At 45.7% G+C, this 13,128-nt stretch carries 7 protein-coding genes; 4 read left to right on the plus strand and 3 right to left on the minus strand.

Translation table 11 applies throughout. The features are described 5' to 3' along the window. Window positions 1–11: 11 nt before the first annotated feature. Window positions 12–1,490, plus strand: a complete 1,479-nt coding sequence (locus tag HMPREF1212_RS02560; RefSeq protein ID WP_046148323.1) for a PepSY domain-containing protein — start codon at window positions 12–14, stop codon at window positions 1,488–1,490. A gap of 42 nt (window positions 1,491–1,532) precedes the next feature. On the opposite strand, the gene HMPREF1212_RS02565 is transcribed toward HMPREF1212_RS02560, so the two are convergent. The 3 genes from HMPREF1212_RS02565 to HMPREF1212_RS02575 form a co-directional block, all read right to left on the minus strand. Beyond that, complete coding sequence (locus HMPREF1212_RS02565) at window positions 1,533–2,864, minus strand: MATE family efflux transporter (protein WP_046148324.1); 1,332 nt, start codon at window positions 2,862–2,864, stop codon at window positions 1,533–1,535. Between the two features lie 87 nt (window positions 2,865–2,951). Continuing rightward, entirely contained in the window at window positions 2,952–4,748 is a 1,797-nt protein-coding gene (locus tag HMPREF1212_RS02570) for a TonB-dependent receptor (RefSeq protein WP_046148325.1), read from the minus strand. Window positions 4,749–4,757: 9 nt separating this feature from the next. Next, window positions 4,758–7,757: a tetratricopeptide repeat protein gene (locus tag HMPREF1212_RS02575; protein WP_046148326.1), complete on the minus strand. Its 3,000-nt coding sequence runs from the start codon at window positions 7,755–7,757 to the stop codon at window positions 4,758–4,760. Window positions 7,758–7,973: 216 nt separating this feature from the next. On the opposite strand from HMPREF1212_RS02575, the gene HMPREF1212_RS02580 reads away from it, so the two are divergent. The 3 genes from HMPREF1212_RS02580 (at window position 7,974) to HMPREF1212_RS02590 (ending at window position 13,118) form a co-directional block, all read left to right on the plus strand. Next, window positions 7,974–8,540 carry an RNA polymerase sigma-70 factor gene (locus HMPREF1212_RS02580; protein WP_046148327.1) on the plus strand — a complete coding sequence of 189 codons (567 nt, stop codon included), beginning with the start codon at window positions 7,974–7,976 and terminating at the stop codon, window positions 8,538–8,540. Window positions 8,541–8,604: 64 nt separating this feature from the next. Then, window positions 8,605–9,546, plus strand: coding sequence for a FecR family protein (locus tag HMPREF1212_RS02585; protein WP_046148328.1), 942 nt, complete (start codon window positions 8,605–8,607; stop codon window positions 9,544–9,546). Between the two features lie 215 nt (window positions 9,547–9,761). After that, window positions 9,762–13,118 (plus strand): TonB-dependent receptor, encoded by a 3,357-nt coding sequence (locus HMPREF1212_RS02590; RefSeq protein ID WP_082099810.1) that lies wholly within the window; start codon window positions 9,762–9,764, stop codon window positions 13,116–13,118. The last annotated feature ends 10 nt before the right edge of the window (window positions 13,119–13,128 follow it).

The following is a 13,128-nucleotide window of genomic DNA, read 5'->3' on the forward strand; positions in this document are numbered from 1 at the left end:
AGGTAATTATAATGAAGAAGGGTGCTCGTTTTTTGTGGAGTTTACATCGGATAACAGGAGCTGTTATCGCGTTGTTTTTCCTGATGTGGTTTGTTTCCGGGTTGGTGTTGGTCTATCACAGTTTTCCCCGGGTGGATAAAGCAGTTCAATATGAAAAAATGGAGACGCTCCCTTCTTCATTACCTGATATAAATAGTTATCTGGAGCAAATTCCGGATAAAGGGAAGATCCGTAAAATAAATGTCCGCCGGTTTCAGGGACAGACCTTGTTCTCTGTGGCGACAAAAGATAGTACGTATACTTTCTGTACCGATACCTTACAACCCGTTAAACCGGTTACATTCGATTATATCCGTCAGGTAGCCCAGGACTGGGTGAATGCACCTATACTGAAAATAGATACGCTGCATCGGCGGGAACAGTGGATCATGTATAGCCGTTATGAACGGGAAATGCCGATTTATAAGTTTTATTTTGATGACAAAGAGAAGCACCAACTCTATATAGCTGCCCGTTCCGGGGAAGTGCTTCAGTTTACCAGTTCTACGCAGCGCTTCTGGGCCTGGGTAGGATATATCCCTCATACTTTTTATATTCCTTTCCTGCGTCAGAATACCGACGCCTGGACAAATACGCTGACTGTAGCCGGGATCATTGCCATGCTGGCCGGCCTGACAGGTTTGTACGTCGGTGTATCTATTCTTTACAGAAGATATAAACAGCGGAGAACGTTCGATAATCCCTATCGTAAACGTTGGTATCGCTGGCATTATGCATTAGGGTTGATCCTGGGTGTACTCATCGTTACCTGGGGCTTGAGCGGTGCCCTCTCTTTGCAACGGATCCCCCGCTGGATCATTCCTATCGAAGGAGATTACAGCGTCAACCCGGAGAAACTTCGTGGAAAGTCTTTCCCCGTGGATCGATATAAGCTGGATTACAGACAGCTCAAAGAGGCCTATCCCGACCTGAAGCAGGTGGAGTGGACTTATTACAGCGACCTTCCTGTCTATGAGATCATTGCCGGTAACCGTACCCTGATGATCGATGCTTCTTCTCCGGAAGTAAAGGATTTATTCCTGCCGGAAGAAACAATCGCCCGTGCCATCAAAAAGATGCATGGTGAAGATACCCCTTTCCATATCTCCATGATCGATCAGTATGACGAGTATTACCTTTCTATCGACAACACCCGTCCGCTGCCTGTCTACAAAGTGGAGATCGACAACAACGACCGCAGCGTTTATTATATCGACCCGGCCACCGGAAACCATAAATACCTTAACACCAACCGTAAGGTAAAGAAATGGCTTTTCAGCGCTTTCCATTATCTGAACATCCGTTGGCTGGTAGAAAGGCATACCTTATGGACGATCGCCATGTGGACGCTTTGTTTGGGCGGCGCATCCCTTTCGCTGACAGGGGTATGGCTGGGCATACGGTTTATCTTCCGGAAACTGAGACGGGGGAAAAGGAAGCAGTGTTTGTAAAAAAGGCCGGCAGCTTTTACTGAATGGGTCGGCAGCTATTCACTACTTCAATATTTTCTTTTGCAATGCCCTGAACCAGACAAATGAAACAACCCCTTTCAGCATGCTGGAAATACTGATAGCCCACCAGACGCCGACAATACCTAATCCCATAGCCGATAAAGCGATCGCCATCGGGATACGCAATGAGTTGAATGTTATGCTGATAATGGCAGGTGGAACCGTCCGTCCTGTTCCGTAGAACAATCCTTGCATGGTTATCTCCAGCATCATGAACAACATGGAATAACCATCTATCCGCAGGAAAATACCTCCGGCTTCATAGGCCTCTCTCTGGGGAACGATCAACGAGAATACTTCGCTGCCATAGAATACGAACAATAACGTACAGAGAATACCGAACACGGTAGTCATCTTTAACGTCGTGTGATAAGCTTCCAACACCCTGTTCTTCTCGGATGCGGCATAGTTCTGGGCGACAAATGCGCTCAATGCCGTGCTGAATCCCTGAGAGGTGTTCCACGCGATGGCTTCTATCTGTCCTCCGGCGGTGAGCGTCATTAACCCGATATGTCCTCCGTAGGTAGATGCCGTGCGGGCCATGAATATATTGATGATGGCAAACAGCGTATTCAGCATGGCAACCGGTAATCCTAATTGCAATATCCTTTTCGAATAACTTTTCTTTAATCTGACAAAGAAGGTGAAGCCGCCCAGTAATTTGCTTCTCCATTTCAGCTGGTAGACGAACAGGGCGCATACGGTAGCCTGCGATAACCAGGTAGCCCAGGCCGCTCCGGCAGTCCCCATGTCAAATACGAAGATAAATACCGGGTCGAGTATCATGTTCATAATAAGTCCTGCTCCACTGATATAGAACGGGATTTTACTTAATCCGGCAGCATTGTGGATGCCCGTGAAAGCGGCAGACAAGAATATAAAAGGGAAGGCGGTAGAAATGATCCGCAGATACTCTACCGCATTGGCTGCGATAGGAGCTTCCAGTTTATATATCCCGATAATCGGATTGGCAAACACAAAAAGAAGTACCCCCCAGCAAATGGAAATGAGCAGGGCGATGGTGAGGTTGTGGGAAGAATAACTCCGCGCATCCTCTTCATTGCGGGCACCGATACTTTGTCCTACACTCACTTCCGAACCTACTTTATTCAGTAAGGAGATCGAGTTGGTCATCCAGGTCAGAATACCTACGGCACCGATGGCGGCAACGGCTTCACTACCCAGGCGTCCCACCCAGGCCATGTCGGTGATGCTGTAAGCCATCTGTATAAAAGAAGTCCCCATGATAGGTAATGCCAGGTTGAATAGTTGGCGTTTGATGGGGCCTTGTGTCAGGTTCTTTGTTCCTTGCATGTTTGTCTTATTTGGGTGCAAAAGTAGGAATAAAAAAGGAGAACCCGATATCGGATTCTCCTTCTATGTTATGTTTCTTCTGTCGGATCAGAAATTAATATTCACTCCGATCATCGCACTGAACTTCTGCAACGGATAACCGTAATAAAGTTCGTATTTCTGGAACAGTACGTTGTTCAGCTTCAGATACAGGCCGAAGGTGTCGTTGAGGTTGTATGCTCCGGTCAGGTTCAGTTCGTTGATGTTGTCCATCTTAATCTTTTCAAGACCTAACGGAGTTTTACGTCCTGTGGCCAGGTAGTAGTCCAACGATGCTGATAAGTTCTTGATTGGACGGACAGTTACACCGGCTGTGATTTCCATTTCCGGCATTCCGTAGGCTTCAGGTTCGTTTATGTTGAGGAAACCTTCTGAATGATCTTTAGAGTATTCAACATTCCAGTTATTGTAAACCCCTTTTAAGGAGATTTCAAATAGTTGCTGGTAGCTGTATTTCAGGTTGGCTCCGACAAACAGTTGTTTGGAGTCCATTAAGTTTGACGGGTAACAAAGGTTTCCGAAATGATCCTCCACATTATGAAATGCCGGAACATAGAAATAATCGTCACTTGTGATCTTATATCCTCCGAAAACATCGAACCAGAACCCCGGTGCTACGCCGCTCCTGATCCCCAGTATTCCGTCCAACCAGTTACGCGAAGGAGTTATTCTGGAAATTGGAGAAGTATAACGGTTTACCTGGAACAAGTCATACATGCTGTTTGACTTCAATTTGCCGTTAGCACTCAGGTATAGTACAGTTTTGTCTGCTACTTCCACGTCAGCCGAAATATTGGGGGATGCCATGAACTCTTTATGTTCTCCACTGTAGAACATTGCGTTTACTCCCAGTTTGACATGCCAGTTCTCGCCTTCTATCTTATAATAAGGACTTAAAGTGGCAGCTGCAAAATTGTCAAAATAGTAGGAATATCTAGCTTTTTCTCCGTCTGGTATCTTCATTTCATTCGGTAAACTGTAGTTGAAATACTGGAAATTTCCGTCCAATCCGACTCTTTGATTGCCTCCGAAGCCGGCATTTAATCCGAAATTAAGATTGAATGTTCCTTCTGTCGGGCCATCGAAAGGTTCTCCCCTCCCATATTTATAAGAGAAATTGGTATAGCCTAAATCCAGCAGATAGCCTACCGGGGCATCTTCTTTCGATTCGACACCTACGTTCGCTTTGATCGTCTGAGCTACCTGGTTTGTTTCAATGTCACTCAACAGTTCAGGGATAGTGCTTGAACTTGGATTTGAATACATCGGGAAGCCGTAATAATTAAATCCCGAATACCCGTATTTAACCCCCATCGTCAATGCCAGCTTATCGAAGTTGTGCTTGAAGTTGAGACCTCCCAGGTTATCGTTCAGTTTCGCTTTCACCTTTTCGTCATATTGCAGGTATTTCACCTTTCCATTGGTGGAGCGGTGCGAGAACCAGATATTCAACTGATCCTTGTCTGTGCTGAGGATGTGGTATCCCAGGTCGCCATTCAGATTCAGATACGTACCGGCACCGAAGTTGAAATAACCGCGGCGTTTGTTGTAGAGGATATCCGTCATGATATTACCCGAAGGAAGCAGGCTGATCTCCTTTTCCGGATCGGCCGGAACCGTGAAGCCGGCATAGTCGATCGGCATCTTCTTCACTGTCGGTTCCTTGATGACCGGCAAGGTGTTGACTTTACTGGCATCCTGAACCGACGGATCGTATTCGCGTTCGAGCGTCATTTCCCGATCAAGATTCTGTTTCTTCGAAGTATCTTCCTGTGCATTGACTGTGGCAGCTGTTCCCAACAGAGCAACGACGCACAGTGTTTTTACATTATATATAGTCTTCATTGTATTCTATTATTGCTTTAGTTTACCTAATCTGTCTTCTATCATGCCGGCAATTTCGTCGTCACCCTTATAGTTGTTCTTCAGGTTGTTCAGATAAGCGCGTGCCTGAAGGTCGTCTCCCTGGCGGATATAAATATCAGCCCAGAGGATAAAGCCGCGTGCTAGCCAGTACTGATGAGGCGTGCCGTTCTTGGCGAAATCTTCCAGGATCTTTTCTGCGTTCTTATCATCCTTCGTATCGTAGAAATACTGTGCCAGCAGATACTTCGCTTCGGCACCGTGAACGGTACGGGTATCCTGGCTGAGTACTTTCAGGTCTTCGACAGCTTTTGCAGGCTGCTTATGGTCGATATAAGCTTTGGCACGGATGTAACGTGCTTCCGCTTCCACTTCGGGTGATAGCTTCGATTCTTTCAGCAACTCGTTGGCGGCCAGTTGTGCTTCTTCCTGTTGTCCGGTCTGTAAGGCACAACGCATAACACCCAGACGGGCAGCCAGTTTGTTTTCCGGATTTTCGGCAATGACCTGCAAACGCTTGAAGCTTTCCAGTGCAGCCGGGAAATCTTTGGTGAGATATTGCATTTCGGCCGTACGTGCAACCGCTTCTTCCAGGAACTTCGTGTCGCCACTTTCGATAACCGACTGGAAGCGCTGCAGTGCTTCGTCATATTCTTTCTTGCTGAAGGCAATGCTAGCCAGGTAATAGTTCGCATTCGAACTGAAGGCACCTTCCGGGAATGTCTGCAAATAGTTGATCAGGCTGCGGCGTGCTTCTTCGTTGTTACCACGGTTGAACAGTTTCTCGGCAGCAATATAAGTCAGTGAATCCTGTTCGCCTACTTCCAAGCGGACATTGCCACCCAGGGAGTTTACATAGTTGGCATACGCATTGATATCGTTCAGGTCGATGTAGACCGATTTCAAGTCTTGCAGCGCCACTCTGGCTTCTTCGCTTCCCGGATAATTGCTGATCACCTTTTTATAGGCATCGGCCGCTTTCTCCGGCTGGTTGTCGTTGAAGTAGAGCAGACCCAGCTGGATACCGGCTTTACGTGCCAGACTGCTTTGCGGGAACTCTTGCACTAATGTTTCAAACGCTTTGGCAGCCTGCGAACTGTTATCCAGCAATACATAAGAACGTCCTTTTTCGAAAAGGGCATCATCTACATATTGCGATTCGGGATAGTCGCGGATCAGGCGATCCATCATATTGATCTTTCCTTTATAATCTTTCTGCAAGCCCAGCAGGAAGCCTTTCTGGTAGACTGAATAATCTCCGGCGGAAGGTTGCAGTTGTGCGGCACGCGAATAATTTTCTTCGGCCTGTGCGAACTGGCGGTTCTGATACAGACAGTCGCCTACACGGTTGTAGGCATCTGCCAGAGCCGGAGCATTCTGGTTGCTTTCCAGGTCGATATATTGGCGGAAGCGGTTTTGGGCTTCTCCGTATTGTTTCTGTTTGAAGTAGCAGTAACCCAGGTTGTAATGAGCCAGGGCATACATATCCGTATTGCGTTGACGGGTATTGTTCAGATACGTACGGTAATCTGAAATAGCTTTCTGGTATTCACCCTGGCGGTAGTAAGACTCTCCGCGCCAGAAGTAAGCATCGTTGCGCGATTCCATATTATAAGAACCCAGATTGATAGCCTGGGTGAACAGGTCTACCGCATCGTCCAGTTTCATATTGGTGAATGCTTGTGTACCGAGCTGGAACAAAATGTCCTGCTTGGCTTCCAGTATCTTGGTGCTCGGACGGTTGATCTTATTGATAGAGTTCAGGGCAGCCTGATAGTTCTTTGTCGTTAAATAGACTTCCACCAGGTAATCGTTCACCTTGTCCGCATATTGGGAGTTGGGGAAGTCATTCAGGAAGTCCTCGAAAATCGTAACCGATTCACCGAAGCCGGTGAAAGCTGTCTCATGGATCAGGAGGGCGTAGTTGAACATGGCCGTTTCCTTGATCTGTTTGTCGAACGAAGAAGTAGCTGCCGCTTCGAATGCCATACGGGCGTTGTTCTTGTCGTTCAGCTTCAGATAACATTGTCCGAGATAGAGATAGGCATTCTGGGTGAGTGCATCATCCTGGCGGACGGTCTGCGACAGGGCATTGACTGCGCTGTTGTAGTTACCTTTATTATAATAGCAAACACCGAGGATATACAGGTCGCCCCGCAACGGGCTGTCGGTAGACGATACATATTTGCTTAACATGTTGATCGCCTTGTCCTGATTTCCCAGATGATAGTAAGAGTTACCCAGGACGCGGTAGAGTTCGCTGTTATTCTTGCTGTTCGGATAAGAGGAGAGAAGCTCTTCCCCTTCGCTGATCACCTTGTCGTATTTGTTCTGTATAAAGTATATCTGCGTGATGTAATATAATGACTGTTCGCGGTAGTCAGGCATCTCTTTCAGGCGGCTGAATTCGACCAGTGCATTGTTGTACTTGCCGGTAGCGTAATCGATATAAGCCACATAGTAGGTGGCTGCTTCGCGGTACTGTGTCCCGACCTGCTGGATACGTGAGAAGTATCCTCTCGCTTTGTCCATTTCCCCGTTTTGCAGCAGTGAGTAGGCCAGGCGGAAACTGTAAGTCTCCTGTTGTTCCGGACTCAGCATGTCGATGTTCGACTCATTGAACCAGAAGATGGCCTTCTGATATTCGCCACGTCCGAAATGAACCGAACCGATCAGGAAGTTCACCTCGTCACTATGGCGTGATGCCGGATAGTCTTCCAGGTAATCTTTCAGTAGTTGGTCGGCATTAGGTCGTCCCTGCTCATAAGCCGCATATACGATCATATAGTTGGCTTCCTGGATCAGGTCGGCATCTTTCGAATGCTGCTTGTAAGCTTCCAGCTTATCGATGCAACCCGGATAATTCTTTAAACTAAACAATTCTTTACCTTCTAAGAACAATCGGTCCGGTGCCTCAAACTGGTACGACCGTTGCCCGCTAGCCACATGACTTCCTACCACCAGGCACAGTGGAATAAGTATTCTTTTCATCACTCCTTCGCTTTAATGTACAGATATTAAACAGTCTCTGTTAGTTCTAAGTTGCAAATATAAAGAATAACATACAAATGCTTAGTAAGTTATTAACAAAAAGAATTAATATTTGATTTCATAAACAAATCGGTCCAGATAAAAAGAGAGACGTTATTTACTAAAGAAGAATAAAAAATGTTCTATATTTACGCTTTCTACGAATGAAAAGGCATAATGAAGGGATCGGAAGACATAAAGAAATTAAATCAGCTATTTGAAGATTATAAAAGCCGCTTTATCAGCTTTGCAAATTCGTATGTGCAAGATTTGACAGTGGCCGAAGACTTTGTAATGGAAGCTTTTATGGATTACTGGGAAGTGAGGGATATCCTGCGTGAAGACTCCAATATTCCTGCCTATATCCTGACATTGGTTAAGCATAAATGCCTGAACCACCTGAAGCGTAAACAGCTTCAGGAAGATGTATCTCAGCGGATCAGGAATGTGGCCGAATGGGAATTGAACATTCAAATATCTTCCCTGGAAGTCTGTGAACCGACAGAGCTTTTCACCAATGAAATAAAAGAAATAGTCAACCGGACTTTGGAGCAGTTGCCGGAACAGACCCGCCGTATTTTCATCATGAGCAGGGTTGCCAACAAAACCCGCAAAGAGATAGCCGAGGAAATGAATATGACCGCGAAAGGAGTAGAATACCATATCGCTAAAGCATTATCAGCTTTGCGCGTCAATCTCAAGGATTATTATGTGTTGCTTCCCTTTTTACTCTACCAATTGTGACTTTTTTTATTTTTTAACTAGGCACTTCCTTCTCCCGATTTCTATATAGACAGAAACAGGAAAAATGGAAAAAGAATTATTACATAAATTTTTTGCCGGAGCGGCTACGCTGGAGGAGAAAGAAGCAATCATGCACTGGATGGAATCAGATCCGGGCAATAAGCAATTTCTTTTGAAAGAGCGGAAGCTTTATAATGCCGTCTTATTGCATGGGGAGGATAAACAGGTACAGCAACAGGCCGGCAGACAGCAATATTTCCTGCGCCGTGGTATTGCCCGGTTCCTGAGAGTTGCTGCAATGATTGTCGTTGCCTTTGGCCTCGGTTACTTCTGGCAATCGGAAAAAACGGAAGGGCCGATCGCTATGCAGACCATATCGGTTCCGGCCGGTCAATGCGTAAACGTGACCTTGCCTGACGGCAGTAATATCTGGCTGAATGCCCAGACCACTATACAATATCCGGTATCCTTCAATAAGGAAAACCGTCAGGTTAAGCTGGATGGAGAAGCCTATTTCAACGTTGCAAAAGATTCGAAAAGGCCATTTATCGTTAATACCAAAGAATGTAGTGTCGAGGTACTGGGTACCAAGTTTAATATAGATGCTTATTCTTCCCGGGATAAATTTGAAACGGTGTTGATGGAAGGAAGTGTAAAGGTCTCGATGCTCGACGATCCGACACAGGCCGTTTCGCTGAAGCCTAATAATAAGGTATATCGGTCAAACGGGAAGCTACTGACACAAAAAGTCAGTAACTATGAGCGGTACCGTTGGAAAGAAGGCCTGATCTGCTTTGTTGACGAGCCTTTCAAAGTGGTTATGGAAGACTTTGAAAAGTTTTATGGCCTGACTATTGTAGTTAACAATCAGAAAGTCACTCAATATCTGTATACCGGTAAATTCAAACAAACGGATGGAGTGGATTACGCACTGAGCCTGTTGCAGAAGAATATTCATTTTACCTATCAACGGGATCGTGAGAATCATATCGTTTATATAAACTGATCCAATTTAGTATTAACCTTTTAATCTTGTTTGCCTATGACATAAAAAATCCTTGTTAACGAAAATGCCGGCTGATGGTGACGCATCAACCGGCAAGAATCTATAACACAATTCATTAAATTGTATTACTTTGAAACAACAAATGTATGAAAAAAAATACTTTACAGGGACATTATTGCCTAAAAAGTCCCAACCTTAAACAACTATTCAGAATTATGCGAATAACTACATTCCTGTTATTAGTCTGTATATTTTGTTCGTTCGCTTCTACAACTCATTCGCAGAATATGCGGGTAAGCATCAGTAAATCCAGTACGCAGTTAAACAAGATATTCTCTGAAATAGAGAAACAGACAGAGTATCTCTTTGTGTATAACAACCAGATCGATGTAAATCGTAAAGTTTCCGTAAAAGTAAAGGATAAACAGGTAAGCCAGGTGTTGGACGAATTGTTCGAGGATACGAACATCGAGTATATGATCCAGGGAAACCATATCGTTTTATCCTCGAAGGAAAATAATATTATCGCACTGCAGCAACAGCAGCAGGCCGGTCGCCGGATATCAGGTGTTGTGGTCGACGGCAATGGAGAACCCGTTATCGGAGCGAATGTATTGGTAAAAGGCACGACTATCGGGAATATGACAGATGTAGACGGGAAGTTTGCTTTCGAGATACCGGATAATGCCACGTTGGTAGTTTCGTATATCGGTTACTTGTCGCAGGAAATAAGTACCAGGAATAAATCGATTCTAAAGATCACTTTACAGGAAGATACTCAGAATATTGACGAGATCGTTGTGGTGGGTTACGGTACGATGAAGAAAAGTGACCTGACGGGAGCATCCGGTTCCGTCAAGGAAGATGCTTTGGCACAACGTACGGTTACCTCTTTCGGACAGGCTTTGTCGGGTAGGGTTTCCGGTGTGAATATCTCCACCAACTCAGGCCGTCCGGGCGGACGCGCTTCTATTCGTATCCGTGGTAATTCTTCCATCAGCGTAACGAATGATCCGCTCTATGTTGTGGACGGTGTTATATTGAACGTCAGTACATTGACGAACGGAACTTCTCCGATCGATTACCTGAACCCGAATGATATCAAATCGGTAGAGGTTTTGAAAGATGCATCTGCAACAGCCATCTACGGTGCACGCGGAGCCAACGGTGTGATCCTGATTACCACCAAGAAAGGTGAAGGGATGGGAACAACCATCCGTTACGATACAGACTTCGGTATAGGTGTCCTTCCTAAGAAACTGGATGTCCTGAATGCTTCGGAGTTTTTACAACTGGAAGAACTGGCCTATGCCAATGCACAGAAGTTTGATCCTGATGGATGGAAGAATGGCAGTTATAAGGATCCGAAACTGAAAAGAACCGATCCGAGGTTGTTCGATTCAAACGGCCGGCCGTTGTATGATACCGATTGGCAGGATGAAACGATACGGAATGCCTTCTCCCAGACTCACCAGATATCTGTGTCCAATACGAAGGGGGGCGATAGCTACGGCCTGTCTGTCGGATTCAGAGGAGAAGACGGTTTGATCATCGAGTCTTATCTGAAACGCTATTCCGCCCGTTTCTTTATGGATAGCGAACTGACCAAATGGTTGAAGGTAGGAGGTAGCTTAAGTTACGCTTACCAACAGGAACGCCAGACCGACTCTATGGGCGATGGCGGTATAACCGTTGGACGCCAGATAGTAGAGGCGTTGCCTTTCCTTCCGGTTCGCTATGAGGATGGTACTTTCGCCGGAAATAACGATTATCCGGGAATGGAAGGTGGCAACAGCCCCGTACAGGTAGCAAAAGACCGTAACTACACCATGGAGACACAGACAATGCTGGGTAATGTGTATGCTAACATTACATTGATGCCCGGTCTGGAATTCCGTTCGGTATTAGGAGCTAATATTATTAATCAGAAATCCGGTTACTATGGTGGCCGTCAGTTGATTTGGATCTCTTCTCCAAATGGTAGTGCTTCTGTCGTGAATAACAGAAATAACTCCTGGCAGTTTGAGAACTACCTGACTTATAATAAAGAGTTTGCCCGTATGCATTCGTTTACCGGTATGGTCGGTCTGTCCTGGCAGCATGTCGATAACGCATCGGCTACAGCCTCTGCAACTGGTTTCGAAGATGACTTCTTCCAGTACAATAACCTGGGAATAGGAACTTCTCCTACGGCTGCTTCCAGTGCAAACGCCTATGGTTTGAACTCTTATTTTGCACGTGTGAATTACGGCTTTAAAAGTAAATATCTACTGACGGCAACGGCTCGTCTGGATGGTTCTTCCAAATTCGGCCAGTCGAACAGGTATGCGTTCTTCCCGTCTGTAGGTGCTGCCTGGCGTATCTCTGAAGAAGCATTCTTAAAACCGGTAACGGCGATCTCCAACATGAAACTGAGAGCCAGTTATGGTTTGACCGGTAACTCGGAAACGGGTGCTTATGCTTCGCAGGGAAGTTTAGGAAATTACACGACTGTATTCGGTAGTTCCAAAGCTTCCGGTATTGGAGTCTCCTCATTAGCTAACCCGGATTTGAAATGGGAAAAGACTTCTCAGGTGAATGCAGGGTTGGATATCGGTTTGCTCGATAACCGGATCAACCTGGAAATGGATGTATATTATAAGAAAACGACGGATATGTTGCTGAATGCACCGGTGCCGGCTTCCAGCGGTTTTACTTCTATCACAAAGAATATCGGTAGCATGAGTAATAAAGGTTTCGAGTTTTCTATCAATACGGTGAATATCCGGAATGAGAACTTTACATGGGAGTCGACTTTCAATATCTCCTTCAATAAGAACAAGGTCTTGGCATTGAGCGAAGGTGGCGATGATATTTATCCGGGGCCGGACATTTTGTCGTCCAGCAATAATATCATCCGTGTAGGTGAACCGGTAGGTTCTTTCTACGGCTACAAACGCCTGGGTACCTGGAGTACGGACGAAGCTGCGGAAGCTGCTAAATATAACCTTCGCCCGGGTGACCTGAAACTTTGGGACAGGAATAACGACGGACAGATCAATGACCTCGACCGTATGATCATCGGTAAGGGTATTCCCGACGGTTACGGAACATTCTCCAACTCGTTCCGTTATAAAAACTTCGACCTGGTTGTCGACCTGCAATATATGTTTGGCAACGATGTAATGGATATTTCTAAACACTCGGCAGAAGACCGTACAGGTATAGCCAACAGCTACAAGACCGTGCTGAATGCCTGGACGCCTGAAAACCAGAATACGATGATTGCCCAGATCAGGCCGACCGGTGCTGGATATACAACGAATATCGACTCTCATTTTATAGAAGACGGCTCGTTCCTGCGTGGTAAGAACCTGGTAGTGGGATATACATTCCCTTCGGAACTGACCAATAAGTTTTATGTAAAATACCTGAGGATATACGGTAGTGTGCAGAACTTCTTCCTGATCACGAAGTACAATGGTTATGATCCGGAAGTATCCGATGCCACACAAACCTTTGCCCAGGGTATAACTGTATTCGGTTATCCGAAACCACGTACGTTTACCATCGGGCTGAATGTTAGTTTTTAATTCTAAATAC

The organism is Parabacteroides sp. HGS0025 (assembly GCF_000969845.1).
In the GTDB taxonomy this organism is placed as follows: domain Bacteria; phylum Bacteroidota; class Bacteroidia; order Bacteroidales; family Tannerellaceae; genus Parabacteroides; species Parabacteroides gordonii.